The organism is Magnetospirillum sp. SS-4, assembly GCF_902729425.1.
GTDB lineage: Bacteria > Pseudomonadota > Alphaproteobacteria > Rhodospirillales > Magnetospirillaceae > Phaeospirillum.
This window is the reverse complement of record NZ_CACVCH010000060.1, coordinates 1-15,972: the sequence shown is the minus strand read 5'-3', so window position 1 is coordinate 15,972 and position 15,972 is coordinate 1. Positions and strand designations below refer to the sequence as shown.

Genomic DNA, 15,972 nt, shown 5'->3' with positions numbered 1-15,972 from the left:
CCCCTTCGTTTAACCGCGAGTGATAGCCGGTCATACCGCCTATCAAATAAGACGGGAGGCAGTCTAATTCACACTATCGGACAGCGTCAATCGTCAAAGCGCCATAATTGGCGGATTTGCTGGGTTGCGCATGCGAAGACGGCCGCCCCGAAGGGACGGCCGCCATCGGCAATCTAATACTTTCGCCCTGGCGTCAGTGAGTTACCACGCCGGTTGCCGTCACATCACCATCGGTTGCAACCTTGCCATCGACCGGCTCGACGGCCTCGTCCCACTCGATAGCAACGGGCATCCGGGACAAGGCGTGGGTCAGCGCCTCGTCGGCGGTGGAAACCGGAATGATGGTAAGCCCCTTCTTGACGTTGTCGGGGATCTCGGCCAGGTCCTTTTCATTTTCCTTGGGAATCAGCACCGTCTTGATGCCGCCACGCAACGCCGCCAGCAACTTTTCCTTGAGGCCGCCGATGGGCAGCACCCGGCCACGCAGGGTGATCTCGCCGGTCATGGCGACGTCGCGGCGTACCGGAATGCCGGTCAGCACCGACACGATGGTGGTGCACATGGCGATGCCGGCCGAGGGACCATCCTTGGGGGTGGCTCCCTCGGGAACATGGACGTGGATGTCGCGCTTCTCGAACACGGCGGGCTTGATGCCGAAGGTGACGGAGCGCGAGCGAACGTAGGAGCGCGCCGCCTGTACCGATTCCTGCATGACGTCGCCCAGCTTGCCGGTATGGCTGAAGGTGCCCTTGCCCGGCATGCTGACCGCCTCGATGGTGAGCAGCTCGCCGCCGACCTCGGTCCAGGCCAGACCGGTGACGACGCCGACCAGGTCGGTCTCCTCGACCTCGCCAAACCGGTAGCGGTGGATGCCGGCATACTTTTCCAGATTGCGCGGCGTCACCATCACCCTGGTCTTGCCCTTGGAGACGATCTCCTTGACCGCCTTGCGGGCCAGCGAAGCCAGTTCGCGCTCCATGTTGCGCACGCCCGCCTCGCGGGTGTAGTAGCGCACGATGTGGCGCATGGCCTCGTCGCTGATGGACCACTCGCCCTTCTTCAGCCCGGCGGCCTTGATCACCTTGGGCAACAGGTGGCGCTTGGCGATTTCCACCTTCTCGTCCTCGGTATAGCCGGACAGGCGGATGATCTCCATGCGATCCAGCAGCGGTTGCGGCATCCTCATGGTGTTGGCGGTGGTGACGAACATCACATCGGACAGATCGTAATCCACCTCCAGGTAATGGTCGTTGAAGGTGGCGTTCTGCTCGGGGTCCAGAACCTCCAGCAGGGCCGAGGCGGGATCGCCGCGCCAGTCGGCGCCCAGCTTGTCGATCTCGTCCAGCAGGAACAGCGGGTTTGAGGTCTTGGCCTTCTTCATGCCCTGGACGATCTTGCCGGGCATGGAACCGATATAGGTGCGGCGGTGGCCGCGCACCTCGGCCTCATCGCGCACTCCGCCCAGGCTCATGCGCACGAAATTGCGGCCGGTGGCCTTGGCGATGGACTTGCCAAGCGAGGTCTTGCCGACGCCGGGCGGCCCGACCAGGCATAGGATCGGTCCCTTGACCTTTTCGGTGCGGATCTGCACCGCCAGATATTCGAGGATGCGTTCCTTGACCTTCTCCAGGCCGTAATGGTCGGCATTGAGGACCTTCTCGGCCAGACCGACGTCCTTCTTGACCTTGGAGCGCTTCTTCCACGGAATCGACAGCAACCAGTCGAGATAGTTGCGCACCACGGTGGCCTCGGCCGACATGGGGCTCATGGATTTCAGCTTCTTCAGCTCGGCCAGGGCCTTTTCACGGGCCTCGACGGTCAGCTTGGTCTTGGCGATGCGCTCTTCCAGCTCGGCGCCCTCGTCCTTGCCGTCGTCGCCCTCGCCCAGTTCCTTCTGAATGGCCTTCAACTGCTCGTTCAGATAATATTCCCGCTGGGTCTTCTCCATCTGCCGCTTGACGCGGTTGCGGATCTTCTTTTCCACCTGGAGGACGCCGATCTCGCCCTCCATGCAGGAATAGACCCGCTCCAGCCGCTCGGAGATCACCTCGATCTCTAGCAGTTCCTGCTTCTCGGCGATCTTGAGCGCCAGATGCGACGCCACCGTATCGGCCAGCTTGGCGGAATCCTCGATCTGGTTGATGGAGACCAGCACCTCGGGGGGAATTTTCTTGTTCAGCTTGATGTACTGCTCGAACTGGCTAACCACCGAGCGCGACAGCGCCTCCAGTTCCTGAAGGTCGCCTTCCCGCTCGTCGATCACCTCGGCATAGGCCTGGAAGAACGAATCGTTGTCGGTGAAGCCGTTGATGCGGGCACGCTTGCCGCCTTCCACCAGCACCTTGACGGTGCCGTCAGGCAGTTTCAGCAATTGCAGCACGGTCGACACGGTGCCGACGGCATAGATGTCGTCGGTGGTGGGATCATCCTGGGCGGCGTTCTTCTGAGCCACCAGCAGAATCTGCTTGTCCTCCCGCATCACGTCTTCGAGAGCGCGGACCGACTTGTCGCGGCCGACGAACAGCGGAACGATCATATGGGGAAAGACGACGATGTCACGGAGCGGAAGGACAGGAAAAATATCGCCACGCGGGTGTTCGACCATGATGCCTCGCTCACGCCTGCGATCCGGCGTCGCGCCAAACCGCATCAGGAAAGTGTCATATAGCTGGGGGGGCTTTCTGCCGCCGTCAAGCCGGAAAGGAAGGCGGTTCCGCCGGAATCGCCCTTACGCGCTGGCGCCGGTGTCCTCGCGGCGCTCGGAATAGATGTAGAGCGGCTTGGCGCGCCCTTCCACCACTTCCTTGTTGATGACCACCTCGTCGACGGAATCGAGGCCGGGAAGGTCGAACATGGTGTCCAGCAGAATGGCCTCCATGATGGAACGCAGGCCGCGGGCGCCGGTCTTCCTGGCGATGGCCTTCTCGGCGATGGCGCGCAGTGCGTCTTCGCTGAAGGCCAGACGGACGTCCTCCATCTCGAACAGGCGCTGATACTGCTTCACCAGGGCGTTCTTGGGCTTGGACAGGATGTCGATCAGCGCCTCGACATCCAGATCCTCCAGCGTCGCCAGCACCGGCAGGCGGCCGACGAATTCCGGGATCAGGCCAAACTTCAGCAGATCCTCGGGTTCGACCTCGCGCAGGATGTCGCCGGTACGGCGCTCGTCCGGACCGCGCACATCGGCGCCGAAGCCGATGGAGGTGCCGCGCCCGCGCGAGCCGATGATCTTTTCCAGGCCGGCGAAGGCGCCGCCGCAGATGAACAGGATGTTGGTGGTGTCGACCTGGAGGAACTCCTGCTGCGGGTGCTTGCGGCCGCCCTGGGGCGGCACCGAGGCCACCGTGCCCTCCATGATCTTCAGCAGCGCCTGCTGCACGCCTTCGCCCGAGACGTCGCGGGTGATGGAGGGGTTGTCGGACTTGCGGCTGATCTTGTCGACCTCGTCGATGTAGACGATGCCGCGCTGGGCGCGTTCCACGTTGTACTCGGCCGACTGGAGCAGCTTGAGGATGATGTTTTCCACATCCTCGCCGACATAGCCGGCCTCGGTCAGGGTGGTGGCGTCGGCCATGGTGAACGGCACGTCGAGAATGCGCGCCAGGGTCTGGGCCAGCAGGGTCTTGCCGCAGCCGGTGGGGCCGATCAGCAGGATGTTGGACTTGGCCAGCTCGACTTCGTTGCTCTTGCCGCCATGCTGCAATCTTTTGTAGTGGTTGTGGACCGCGACCGACAGAACCTTCTTGGCGTGGCCCTGACCGATGACGTAGTCATCCAGGACGGTGCAGATGTCCTTGGGCGTGGGAACGCCATCGCGGGAGCGCACCAGATGGGTCTTATGCTCCTCGCGAATGATGTCCATGCACAGCTCGACGCATTCATCGCAGATGAACACGGTCGGCCCGGCGATGAGCTTCCTGACCTCGTGCTGGCTCTTTCCGCAGAACGAGCAGTACAGGGTATTCTTGGAATCGCCGCTGGTGGACTTGGTCATCGAAACTCCATCACATTAACGCCGCCGCATCCGCAACTGTCATGTTAGCCACAGCCGATGGCGGCAGACAATGGCAAATCCGCCATGCCCCCATACGCCAACAGCCGGGCCAGCCCCATGGAGGCGGCCCGGCGCCTGGAGTGGTGGCGGATCAGGCCGAGGTTGACTCGTCTTCCGGAACCGGACGCTTGCTGACCACTTCGTCGATCAGGCCGAACGCCTTGGCTTCGTCGGCGGTCATGAACTTGTCGCGCTCCATCACCTTCTCGATCACGTCGAGCGGCTGGCCGGTGTGATCCACATAGATGTTGTTGAGGCGAGCCCTGAGTGCAAGAATCTCGCGGGCCTGAATCTCGATGTCGGTGGCCTGCCCCTGGGCGCCACCCGAGGGCTGGTGCACCATGATGCGGGAATTGGGCAGGGCGAACCGCTTGCCCTTCTCACCGGCGGCCATCAGCAGCGAGCCCATGGAAGCCGCCTGCCCGATACACACCGTCGACACGTTGGGGCGGATGTATTGCATGGTATCGTAGATGGCCAGCCCCGAGGTCACCACCCCACCCGGCGAGTTGATGTAGAAAGCGATGTCCTTGCTCGGATTCTCGGATTCCAGGAACAGAAGCTGGGCGCAGATCAGACTGGCGACCTCGTCATAGACCTGGCCGGTCAGGAAGATGATGCGCTCCTTGAGCAGGCGGGAATAGATGTCGTAGGACCGCTCGCCCCGGTTGGTCTGCTCGACCACCATGGGAACCAGAGTGCTCATGGCAAGGTCGATGGGATCTCTTTCGCGCATGGTCCGTCCTTCTTTTGGTAAAACCGGCGGGGGCGGACGCCGGTCGTGAGGTGAAGCGCCCGCGACCCTCCATATGGGGAGCATCGCGGGCATTGCACTGGATCAGGCCTATTCAGCGGCCTTCTTCTTGGCGGCGGCTTTCTTCTTGGGCTTGGGAGCCGCCTCGGCGGCGGCCTCGGGAGCCGCCTCGTCGGGGTCCTGGCGCAAAGCCTCGGCCGAGACCTCCTTGTCGGTGATCTTGGCCAGTTCCAGGATGAAATCGACCACCTTCTCCTCGTAGAGAGGGGCACGCAGCGATTCCAGAGCCTCGGGATTCTTCTGGTAGTACTGGACCACCATGTGCTCCTGGCCGGGATAGTTCCGGGCCTCGGACATGATGCCGCGGTTGAGGTCGTCCTGGGTCACGGTGATGTTGTTGACCTGGCCGACCTCGGCCAGCAGCAGGCCCAGGCGGACGCGACGCTCGGCCAGGACGGTGTACTCGGCCTTCAGCTCGTCCTCGGTCTTGGCGGCGTCCGACGCATCCAGGCGGCCGGCCTCGCGGTCCTCGCTCACCTGCTTCCAGATATGGTCGAATTCCTGCTGGAACATGGTCGGCGGAACCGGGAAGTCGTGATTGGCGGCCAGGACGTCCAGCAGGCCACGCTTCAGATGCATGCGCGAGATGGAATCCAGCGACCGGCTCAACTCGTCGCGAACCGCCTGCTTCAGGGCGTCCAGATTCTCCATGCCGACGCTCTTGGCCAGATCGTCGTCGAGTGGAGCGGCCTTGGGGGCGCGGACTTCCTTGACCTTGACCTCGAAGGTGGCGGGCTTCCCGGCCAAATCCTCGTTGCCGTATCCCTCGGGGAAGGTGACCTCGACCAGGGCGTCCTCGCCGGCCGTCTTGCCGACCAGCTGGTCCTCGAAGCCGGGGATGAAGGTATTGGAGCCCAACTTCAGGGAATATCCCTCGGCGGTGCCGCCGGGGAAAGCCACGCCGCCGGTCTTGCCGACGAAGTCGATCACCACCACGTCGCCACTGGCGGCGGCGCGCTCGACCGGCTCGGAGGTCTCGTTGCGCTCGGCCAGACGGGCCAGGGTCTCGTCGATTTCGGCCTCGGGCACGATGGCCTTCTGGCGCTCCAGCGCGATGGACGAGAAGTCCATGGCCTTGATCTCGGGCAGGACCTCGATACCCACCGAGAATTCCAGGTCGGCGCCCTCGGCGAAATTGATGATCTCGACCTTGGGCTGCACCGCCGGACGCAGGCCGCTGTCGGTGATCGCCTTGCCGGTGCCGTCGTTGACGGCGCCTTCAAGAATCTCGCCCATGATGGCCTGACCGTACTTCTTGCGCACGATGGCCATGGGCACCTTGCCGGGGCGGAAACCAGGCATGCTGACCGTGCGGGCGATTTCCGCCAGCTTGTCCTGCATCCGCGTTTCCAGTTGTCCGGCGGGAACGACGACCTTGAATTCGCGCTTCAGGCCTTCGGCATTGATCTCGGTTACCTGCATCAGTCTATCGCCAATCGAATCGAGTGGGTTGCATCCTTAAGCCCCGCCGAGGCTGGCGGCCATCGTGGCCGGCGATCGTCGGCGAGCGGCGGGTGGCTGGTGCGGGCGAAGGGATTTGAACCCCCATGGCTTGCGCCGCTGGAACCTAAATCCAGTGTGTCTACCAGTTCCACCACGCCCGCATGGGCCGAACATGCCCACCGACCCGCATGCGCGTCCAGGCCGCCCCGTCGGGAGGGTTCTGTCTATAACATGTTCGTTTCCAGGGAAACAGGGAAATGCCGCCCGCCCGAGTCCCGGGCGACAATTTCGATCCGCCGGCCTTCCGTTCACGAAAACCATTGTAACCCGCACCGCCAACCCCCATCCTTCAGGAACAATACCTTTAGGATAAGGTGGCGATCATGGACATCGACCGTACCGGCAATATCGCATTTCTTCAAATCGATGACGAAACCCGCCGGACCTTGCGGGAATTCCGCGATGTCCTGACCCGCCACATCGACCCCATCCTCGACACCTTCTACCGGCATGTGTCCAACAATCCCGGCACCGCCAGGTTCTTCGCCTCGCCCGAGCGCATGGCGCACGCCCGCGCCATGCAGAAGCGCCATTGGATGGAAAGCGTGTTCCTCGGCCAATTCGACGACCGCTATTTCACCCAGGTGTCCGAAATCGGCAAGGTTCACCAACGCATCGGGCTGGAGCCCAAATGGTACACCGCCGGCTATTGCTTCGTGCTGAACATGGTGTTCGCCGTGGCGGTCGAGCAGCACCGCAAGGACCCGAGGAAGCTGACTCAGGTCCTGACCGCCATCAACAAGGCGGCCTTCCTCGACATGGATCTGGCGACCTCGGTCTATATCGAAACCAACACCGCCGCCATCATCGCCCGCGAACTGGGCGCCAAGGCCGACGTTTTCGAGCGCGAGGTCAAGGGGCTGGTCAACTCGGTGTCCACGGCCGCCGGCCGGATGGAGCACACCGCCAAGGAGATGACCGCGACCGCCGAAGAGACCTCGCGCCAGTCGACCACCGTGGCCGCGGCCGCCGAGGAAGCCACCGTCAACATCCAGACGGTCGCCGCCGCCGCCGAGGAACTGAGTTCCTCCATCACCGAGATCAGCCGCCAGGTTTCCCAATCGGCCAAAATCGCGTCGAACGCCCAGGACGAGGCCCAGCGCACCAACCAGATGGTGCAAAGCCTGGCCGAAGCCGCCTCGCGCATCGGTCAGGTGGTCAAGCTGATCAACGACATCGCCAGCCAGACCAACCTGCTGGCCTTGAACGCCACCATCGAGGCCGCCAGGGCCGGCGACGCCGGCAAGGGCTTCGCCGTGGTGGCCAACGAGGTCAAGAGCCTGGCCAACCAGACCGGCAAGGCCACGGAGGAGATCGCCTCGCAAATCACCGCGGTGCAAAACGCCACCCGCGACGCGGTCACCGCCATCGGCGGCATCGCCACCACCATCGGCCAGATCAACGAGATCGCCGGCTCCATCGCCTCGTCGGTCGAGGAACAGGGCGCAGCCACCCAGGAAATCGCCCGCAACGTCCAGCAGGCGGCCATGGGAACCTCGGAAGTCACCTCGACCATCACCCGGGTCAACACCGCCGCCTCGGAAACCGGAATCGCCGCCCGCCAGGTGCTGGACGCCGCCACCGAACTGTCGCGCAACTCGACCCAGCTGGAATCCCAGGTCAACCGCTTCGTCGGACAGATCCGGGCGGGCTGACGCCGCCACCCCTTTTCGCCTCCCGGATAAAAAAGGGCCTCCCGGGGAGTCTCGGGAGGCCCTGCGCCCATTGACCCAGGCCGCGGTCCCTTTTACGGCTTGGTTTCCCCTTCCATCGACTTGTTGAGTTCCCGTTCGGCCTTGAAGGCGCCGGCCGGCAACTGGTGCGCCACCCCCTTGTGGCAATCGATGCAGGTCTTGCCCTGTTGCTCCGCCTCGGCGTGGCGATTACGGGCCCGCGAGGTCTGGCGGGTCAGATCGAACGCCCCGAAATCGTGGCAGTTGCGGCACTCGCGGGAATCGGTGGCCTTCATGGCCGTCCACACATGGGTGGCCAGTTCGATGCGCTTGGCCTCGAACTTCTCGCGGGTGTCGATGGAGCCCAGGATCTTGTGCCAGATCTCGTTGGAGGCCTGGATCTTGCGGATCATCTTATAGACCCACGGCCTCGGCACATGGCAGTCGGGGCAGGTGGCCCGAACGCCCGAGCGGTTGGAATCGTGGATGGTGCCGCGGAACTCGCGATAGACGTTCTGCTCCATCTCGTGGCAGGACAGGCAGAAGGTCTCCGTGTTGGTGGCTTCCAGCGCCCAGTTGAAGCCGCCCCACAGGACGACGCCCAACACGATGCCCGATGCCAGCAATCCCCCCAGCGACCAGCGCGAGCTCGGCTTGCACAGCGCACCCCACCAGCCGCTCAGGAGACCCTTTTCCCCGGCCGAGTTATCATTGCTCATGGCCCGTTCCTTCCCTGTCCCCTAGCGGAGGTTCGTGTTGAGCGTGGCGGGCTGGAACTTGTTGTCGACCAGCGGCTTGGCGTCAACCTGCGGCACATGGCACTGCTTGCAGAAATAGCGGTTGCCGTTGACCGTGTCCTGGCGGATGCCGTTGCGGTCGATGTAGTGCATGTCCGAAATCTTCGGGGCCTTCTCCTGGTCGCTGAACGGCCATTCGTGGCAGCGCAGGCACTGGTTGACCTTGATGTCGGTCTCGTACTTGTCGATGGAGTGAGGCACCATCGGCGGCTGCTGACGATAGGCGCGATCATGCTTGGCGCCTTCCACCACCTTGAAGATGGCCGGCGGCGCGTCCGGCTGGTTGGCCTCGGTCGGCCGCAACGACTTGACGTCCGCGGCCCCGGCGGCCGCTCCCAAAACCCCGAAGCCCAGCGCCAGGGCCAGCGCGAGGGCGATTGCCTTGATCTTTGTCTTCACAGCGGTCACTCCCCTTCCAGAACTCTCTTAAACGATCAGGCGACCCTGGCCGGCGGGGCAGCCGAATCCACCCCGTCCCCCACCGAAACAGCGTCGGAGGGCGCGTTGTGGAACCGGGTGCCGAACCGGAACACGGTCTTTGAACACACATCGATGCAGCGACCGCAATTGGTGCAGTCGGCCGACATGATCACCGGACCCGCCCCCTTGGCCTCGCCGCGCAGCGCCGGCGCGATGACGTGGCGTTCGGGACAGACCGCGAAACAGTCCATGCAATTGTCGCAGGCGGCGCGGCGCCAGGCGCTGACGCGCACCACGCTGGCCCGGCCGATCAGGCCGTAGAAGGCACCGACCGGACAGAGATGGGTACACCAGCCACGCGCCGATATCCCAAGATCGAACAGGAACACCGCCGCCGTCACCAGCGCGGCCGAACCCAGCGTCAGGATGGAGCCGGTCACCAGCCCCCGGTGCAGCATGGTGACCGGATTGACCAGTTCCCAGGCGATGGTTCCGGTGGCGGCCGAGGTGGCCATGACGGCAGCCAGCAGCCACAGCCGGGTCGAACGCTTGAGCGCCACGCCGCGCTCCAGCCCCAGTTTCCCCCGCAGCCAGTAGGCGAGATCGGTGACGGCGTTGACCGGACAGGCCCAGGCGCAATAGGCCCGCCCCCCCACCAGCGCGTAGAAGACGACGACGATGGCGGCGCCGGCCAGGGCCGCTCCGGTCATGACATGGCCGGCGGCCAGCCCCTGGAGCAGCATCAGCGGATCGGTGAGCGGCAGAATGCCGAAGGTCAGGCTGGAGGCCAGATTGCCCTTGGCGATCCATATCCCCCACAGCGGTCCGGTCAGGAACACCACCACCACGGCGAATTGGCTCAGCCGGCGCGCCAGCAACCACTTGTGAGCGGCGAACCAGCCCTTTTCGGCCACCGCCGAGGCGCCGGGATCGATCAGACCGTGAGGCGCGGTCTTGGCCGTCATGGCTTGAACTCCTTGAAGCCGCCATCCGGCCGGCGCTCAAGCTTGTAGGTGCCGCCGGGGGTCATTTCGACCCCTTCCATGCCGCGCACCTGCACCTCGGGGCTGGGTTCGACCAGCGATTGCCCCGCCTTCTTCTTTTCTTCCCAGCCCAGCCGGTAGTGCTTTCCCAACTGGCCGGTGGCCAGGACATGAGGCAGCACCTTGATGGCGGCCTCGTCCAGCACGCAGGCGCGTTCGCACTTGCCGCAGCCGGTGCACTTGTCCGAATGCACGGTGGGAATGAAGAAAGCGTGCTTGGCGGTCCGGGTGTTGTGGCTGAGTTCCAGGGTGATGGCCTCGCCGATGCGCGGACACACCCGATAGCAGACGTCGCAGCGCAGCCCCAGGTAATTGAGGCAGGTTTCCTGCGAAACCAGGACGGCGACGCCCATCTTGGCGTTGTTGATATTGGTCAGCCCCTTGTCCAGCGCTCCCGTCGGACAGGCGGCGACGCAGGGGATGTGTTCGCACATCTCGCACGGAACCGCGCGGGCGTTGAAGAACGGCGTTCCCAAGGCGGGGCCGTCGCCCAGGTCGGACAGCTTCAAGGTATCGTAGGGGCAATCCCTGACGCACAGCCCGCAACGGACGCAGGCGGCGGTGAAATCATTTTCAGCGATGGCGCCCGGCGGTCTGAGCGCGACCGCCTCGGCCCGGCGATGGGCCGGAATGGCCAGCAGCGCCCCCAGCACCCCCACGGCGCAGGCACCCTTGACCGCTCCGGCGAGCATCGCGCGCCGGGCCGGGTCAGTCATGCCGTCACGAGTATCGTGGCGCCCCGCCATCATTCCTCTCCGATGGATGGATGGACGGGGCCGCCCGCTCGCCAGGGCGGACGGACGGCCCCTCCCCCCCCCTTTAGGCCTTGGTCACCTTGACGGCGCACTTCTTGTAGTCGGTCTCCTTGGAGATCGGACAAGTGGCGTCAAGAGTGAGTTTGTTGACCAGTTGGCTCTCATCGAAGAACGGCATGAAGACCAGCCCTTCCGGCGGCTTGTTGCGGCCGCGGGTGTCGATGCGGGTGGTCACCTCGCCGCGCCGGCTCGCCACCTTGACCACGTCGCCATTGCGCAGGTTGCGCTTGGCCGCGTCGTTGGGGTGCATGTAGAGCACGGCGTTGGGAGCCGATTTATGCAGTTCCGGCACGCGGCGGGTCATGGAGCCCGAATGCCAGTGTTCCAGGATACGGCCGGTGGACAGCCACAGATCGTAGTCCTTGTCCGGCGATTCGGCCGGAGCCGCGTAGGGCAGCGCGAAGATCCAGGCCTTGCCGTCGGGCTTGCCGTAGAACTTGACGCCTTCGCCGGCCTTCACGTAGGGGTCGTAGCCCTCGCGGAAACGCCACAGCGTCTCCTTGCCGTCAACCACCGGCCAGCGCAGGCCGCGGGCCTTGTGATAGGTCTCGAACGGCGCCAGATCGTGGGCATGGCCGCGGCCGAAGGCGGCGTATTCCTCGAACAGACCCTTCTGGACGTAGAAGCCGAACGCCTTGGACTCGTCGTTTTCGTAACCGGCCTGAAGTTCGCTCAGCGGATACTTGTCGACCTTGCCGTTCTTGAACAGGATGTCGAACAGGGTCTTGCCGCGATATTCCGGCTTCTTGGCAAGCAATTCCTCCGGCCAGACTTCCTCGACCTTGAAGCGCTTGGAGAACTCCATCAGCTGCCAGACGTCCGAGCGGGCTTCGCCCGGAGCCTTGACCTGCTGACGCCAGAACTGGGTCCGGCGTTCGGCGTTGCCGTAGGCGCCTTCCTTCTCCATCCACATGGCGGTGGGCAGGATCAGGTCGGCCGACAGCGCGGTCACGGTCGGATAGGGATCGGACACCACGATGAAGTTGGCGGGGTTGCGATAGCCCGGATACCCCTCCTCATTCATGTTGGGGGCGGTCTGCATGTTGTTGGTGCACATCACCCAATAGGCGTTCAGCTTGCCGTCCTTTAGCATGCGGTGCTGAACCACGGCGTGATAGCCGATCTTGCCGTTCAGCGTGCCCTCGGGAAGCAGCCACTCCTTCTCGGTCATGGCGCGATGCTTTTCGTTCATCACCACCATGTCGGCGGGCAGGCGATGGGCGAAGGTGCCGACCTCGCGGGCGGTGCCGCAGGCCGAGGGCTGGCCGGTCAGCGAGAACGGGCTGTTGCCCGGCTCGGAAATCTTGCCCATCAGCAGGTGCACGTTGTAGATCATGTTATTGACCCACGTGCCGCGCGTGTGCTGGTTGAATCCCATGGTCCAGAACGACACGACCTTGATCTTGGGATCGGCGTAGATCTTGGCCAGGGCCTCCAGCTTGTCCACCGGCACGCCCGACAGCGCCGACGTCTTCTCGGCGGTGTACTCGGCCACGAAGGCCTTGAACTCGTCGAAGGTCATCGGGACCGACTTGTCCGGCGTCGCGGCGTTGGCCTGGTCCTTCTCCAGGGCGTGGGTCGGACGCAGGCCGTAGCCGATATCCGTCACGCCCTTCTTGAAGGTGCAGTGCTTCTCGATGAAGTCCTTGTTGTAGGCCCCCTTCGAGATGATGTAGTTGCAGATGTAGTTGAGGATCGCCAGATCGCCTTGCGGAGTGAAGATGATCGGCAGATCAGCCAGCTCGTACGAACGGTGCTCGAAGGTGGACAGCACGGCGACCTTGCAGCCCTCGTGCGTCAGGCGGCGGTCGGTCAGGCGCGACCACAGGATCGGGTGCATCTCCGCCATGTTCGAGCCCCACAGCACGAAGGCGTCGGTCTGCTCGATATCGTCATAGCAGCCCATCGGCTCGTCGATGCCGAAGGTGCGCATGAAGCCGGCGACGGCCGAGGCCATGCAGTGGCGCGCGTTGGGGTCGATGTTGTTGGAGCGGAAGCCGGCCTTGTACAGCTTGACGGCCGCATAGCCTTCCCAGATGGTCCACTGGCCGGAGGCGAACATGCCGACGCGGGTGGCCCCATCCGGCTTCTTCAGCTGCTCCTTCCACTTTTCGGCCATGATGTCGAAGGCCTGGTCCCAGGTGATGGGAGTGAACTGGCCATCCTTGGCGAACTTGCCGTCCTTCATGCGGAGCAGCGGCTTGGTCAGCCGGTCCTCGCCGTACATGATCTTGGACAGGAAGTAGCCCTTGATGCAGTTCAGGCCGCGATTGACCGGCGAGTCGGGATCGCCCTGGGTGGCGACGACGCGGCCATCCTGAACGCCCACCAGCACGGCGCAGCCGGTTCCGCAGAATCGACACACACCCTTGTCCCAGCGGATATTGGCCTTGGCCGGTTGTGCGACGGCCGGCACAGCGATGCCGGCGGCGGCAGCAGTGGCCGCGACGGCATTCGCCTTGATGAAGTCGCGCCTGGTGAGGCTCATGAAACGGTCTCCCCTTCCAGATCAGAATCGAAATGATGATAAGCCAGGGTGACGCTGAGGACGCCCTGGATGTCGTTGAAACTGGTAATCCTGGCTCCCGCCCAGACGCCATCGGCGTCCTCGACGGTCACCACCATCCTGCCATCCTCGGTCATCACATGGACCTCCACCCCGGGCAGGCCGGTGAGGATGGCATGAATCTCATGCCGGAATTCCGGCTTGACGTGAATCAACACGCCGCAGATGTTTTCCACCTGCTCCCTCGGCTTGACGTGCTCGGCTTCTACGAATGTCGAAAGTCGCATGGTGTTCCTTTCACGCTCTCGACCACGGGGCCATCCTGATGGCCCCGACGGGACAGGCGGAAACGCAGACACCGCAGCCGGTGCAGGTTTCAGCCGAAATTTCCGGCAGGACGCGCCCGCCCACCATCGGCCGGAACCGGATGGCGCGGGGGTCGCACGGGTCGCCGCACAGCCGGCAGGAGACCCCTTGAATGGAAATGCAGGCGCCGCCCAGTTCGGCCAGCAGCGGCAGCGCGCGCGCGCCCTCGGCCAGGGCGGCACGGTCGATGGCGGCGGAACGCCCTTCCCTGGGCTGGCAGGCAACGTCGCAGGCGCCACAGAAGGTGCAGCCGCCCCGATCCAGAACAAGAACGGGACGCCCGGCGGCATCGCCGGCAAGAATGGCTTCGGGACAGGCCTTGATGCAGTCGCCGCAGGAATCGCAGGCGGCGTCGAAGGCCGAGGAACTCCAGGGCGGACGATGCCCGGCGGGTGCGGCCTTGGCCGTACGCCTTCCAAACAGAGCCCGCCGGGACATAGGACCTGACATCGGTCACCCTCTCCTCGGCCGCCAAATGTTTCCCCCATTGGCGACCGCGGGAAAGGTGTCACCGGGGCCACCCCACTTCTTTGACTTTGATCAAAAGAAATGGATTTTATGAGGTTTTATGACATTAGCCCTACGACAAAAAGGCCTTAGTCCGTATCTTGGAAAGGCGCCCCGGAACGCCCAAAGCAAATCAACGCATTGAAATGCAATGATTTTATCATCAGGCAACCACCAGCATCTCATGCCTGGGGGGAATTCTCCGATGATAAGCCGATAACGGCATTCATGCGGCGCGGGTCACTGCGCCTTCTCGTCGTTGATCATTACGGTGCGGCAGCGCTTGCCGGCATGCTTGGCGCAGAGTTCCACCGCCTGCCCGACGGCCTCGTCCAGACTGCGTTGCCCGGAGCGCCAACCGAAGGCCCCCGACGGCGACATGACGAAGGCCTTGTGGGAGGGCGCCTCCAGATATCTGGCGAAGGCGGCGCGGCCGCTTTCGGAAAGTCCCTTGGGGTAGGCGATCCGGGACACGTCGCGGGGCGGCAGTGGCCGCTCGAACTGGGTCAGCCGCTGACCCGCCAGGAACTCCTCCACATACCGCGTCCAGATCGGGATGCCCTTGTCCGAAAACAGCATGTGGCCGTCCTCGCCGAATGGGGGCGCGGCGATGAACCGGGCGTTTCCTCCCGCCTCGGTGAAGGCTTCATGAAACCGTCTGGCCAGTTGCGGCGCGAAATATCGGTCGTTGTCGGTGTAAACCCACAGCATGGGAACGCGCGAGGTCCGGCCGAAGACGGCGAAGGCCTCGACCAGGCGTTCGGGCCGGCAGACGTGATCCGGCTTGGTGGAACCACGTCCGCCGGCGAAATTGATGGCCGCCACCACGCCGGGCGGCGGCGAAGCCGTCAGGGCGACGGTGGCCAGCCCTCCGGCCGACTGGCCGACGACCAGGATTTTCGATGCATCCACGTACGGCATTTCCGCCATCCGGGCGATGACCTGACGAACATCCTCGGCCGAGGCCCGGGCCGAGGCCAGATAGTCGGGGTCGTCGCAACGTCCCGAGCTTTCGACGTATTCCCCCTCTGACTGGCCGTATCCCCGGCGCATGGGTACCACCACCACCCAGCCCCGGCGGGCGAATTCGCGGGCATTGAGCACATGGCGGCGAGGATGCATGCCGGGACGGTCGTCGGCCTGGCGCGGCGCCCCGTGGTTGAGGACAACCAGGGGATGGGCCAAGCCATCGTCAGGACGCACCACCAGCGCTTCCAGATCGAGGACGGCCCGGGCGCGCCGTCCCTCGAAGGTCGCCGTCAGGGTGATGTCCTCCTCGACCAGACCGGTGGCGAAGGCCGGGCCGGCAAGGGTGATGAAAGCGAGGATAATGGCGACAAAGCGGCCCATGGCGTCCCCCCGGTCACGGCGCGACGCGCCGGCAAGATCGTCGAGTATCCAACCACCGCCGCCCTGCTGGCAACGGCGATCAGGACACATGGCTCACCATCCCTCAGTTTCTCCACACATGCCC

The 15,972-nt window shown here is 64.2% G+C and carries 13 protein-coding genes and 1 tRNA gene; 1 reads left to right on the top strand and 13 read right to left on the bottom strand.

Annotated elements, in window-relative coordinates:
- Positions 1 to 193: 193 nt before the first annotated feature.
- From lon to MTBSS4_RS10800, 5 genes are all read right to left on the bottom strand, one after another.
- Positions 194 to 2,605: an endopeptidase La gene (lon, locus tag MTBSS4_RS10820; RefSeq protein WP_173983419.1), complete on the bottom strand. Its 2,412-nt coding sequence runs from the start codon at positions 2,603 to 2,605 to the stop codon at positions 194 to 196.
- A 123-nt stretch (positions 2,606 to 2,728) separates the two neighbouring features.
- On the bottom strand, positions 2,729 to 3,994 hold the full coding sequence (gene clpX / locus MTBSS4_RS10815; protein ID WP_173983418.1) for an ATP-dependent Clp protease ATP-binding subunit ClpX: 1,266 nt from the start codon (positions 3,992 to 3,994) through the stop codon (positions 2,729 to 2,731).
- Positions 3,995 to 4,145: 151 nt separating this feature from the next.
- On the bottom strand, positions 4,146 to 4,790 hold the full coding sequence (gene clpP, locus MTBSS4_RS10810) for an ATP-dependent Clp endopeptidase proteolytic subunit ClpP (RefSeq protein ID WP_173983417.1): 645 nt from the start codon (positions 4,788 to 4,790) through the stop codon (positions 4,146 to 4,148).
- Positions 4,791 to 4,898: 108 nt separating this feature from the next.
- On the bottom strand, positions 4,899 to 6,290 hold the full coding sequence (gene tig / locus MTBSS4_RS10805) for a trigger factor (protein ID WP_173983416.1): 1,392 nt from the start codon (positions 6,288 to 6,290) through the stop codon (positions 4,899 to 4,901).
- A gap of 97 nt (positions 6,291 to 6,387) precedes the next feature.
- A tRNA-Leu gene (locus MTBSS4_RS10800) sits at positions 6,388 to 6,472 on the bottom strand.
- A gap of 222 nt (positions 6,473 to 6,694) precedes the next feature.
- On the opposite strand from MTBSS4_RS10800, the gene MTBSS4_RS10795 reads away from it, so the two are divergent.
- Positions 6,695 to 8,026, top strand: coding sequence for a globin-coupled sensor protein (locus MTBSS4_RS10795; protein WP_173983415.1), 1,332 nt, complete (start codon positions 6,695 to 6,697; stop codon positions 8,024 to 8,026).
- A 92-nt stretch (positions 8,027 to 8,118) separates the two neighbouring features.
- Here the strand turns inward: MTBSS4_RS10795 and MTBSS4_RS10790 are convergent, their stop codons facing one another.
- The 8 genes from MTBSS4_RS10790 to MTBSS4_RS10755 form a co-directional block, all read right to left on the bottom strand.
- A complete protein-coding gene (locus MTBSS4_RS10790) occupies positions 8,119 to 8,763 on the bottom strand; it encodes a NapC/NirT family cytochrome c (protein ID WP_173983414.1) in 645 nt (214 codons plus the stop codon).
- Between the two features lie 21 nt (positions 8,764 to 8,784).
- Positions 8,785 to 9,240: a nitrate reductase cytochrome c-type subunit gene (locus tag MTBSS4_RS10785; protein WP_173983413.1), complete on the bottom strand. Its 456-nt coding sequence runs from the start codon at positions 9,238 to 9,240 to the stop codon at positions 8,785 to 8,787.
- A gap of 35 nt (positions 9,241 to 9,275) precedes the next feature.
- Positions 9,276 to 10,226 (bottom strand): quinol dehydrogenase ferredoxin subunit NapH, encoded by a 951-nt coding sequence (gene napH, locus MTBSS4_RS10780; RefSeq protein ID WP_173983412.1) that lies wholly within the window; start codon positions 10,224 to 10,226, stop codon positions 9,276 to 9,278.
- Positions 10,223 to 11,020 carry a ferredoxin-type protein NapG gene (gene napG, locus MTBSS4_RS10775; protein ID WP_173983411.1) on the bottom strand — a complete coding sequence of 266 codons (798 nt, stop codon included), beginning with the start codon at positions 11,018 to 11,020 and terminating at the stop codon, positions 10,223 to 10,225. The genes napH and napG overlap by 4 nt, the downstream gene beginning before the upstream one ends.
- A 103-nt stretch (positions 11,021 to 11,123) precedes the next feature.
- Positions 11,124 to 13,607, bottom strand: a complete 2,484-nt coding sequence (gene napA / locus MTBSS4_RS10770) for a nitrate reductase catalytic subunit NapA (protein WP_173983410.1) — start codon at positions 13,605 to 13,607, stop codon at positions 11,124 to 11,126.
- Positions 13,604 to 13,912 (bottom strand): chaperone NapD, encoded by a 309-nt coding sequence (locus MTBSS4_RS10765; RefSeq protein ID WP_173983409.1) that lies wholly within the window; start codon positions 13,910 to 13,912, stop codon positions 13,604 to 13,606. The genes napA and MTBSS4_RS10765 overlap by 4 nt, the downstream gene beginning before the upstream one ends.
- A 10-nt stretch (positions 13,913 to 13,922) precedes the next feature.
- Entirely contained in the window at positions 13,923 to 14,429 is a 507-nt protein-coding gene (locus MTBSS4_RS10760; protein WP_254432492.1) for a ferredoxin-type protein NapF, read from the bottom strand.
- Positions 14,430 to 14,738: 309 nt separating this feature from the next.
- Entirely contained in the window at positions 14,739 to 15,938 is a 1,200-nt protein-coding gene (locus MTBSS4_RS10755) for a S9 family peptidase (protein ID WP_254432491.1), read from the bottom strand.
- Positions 15,939 to 15,972: the final 34 nt, after the last annotated feature.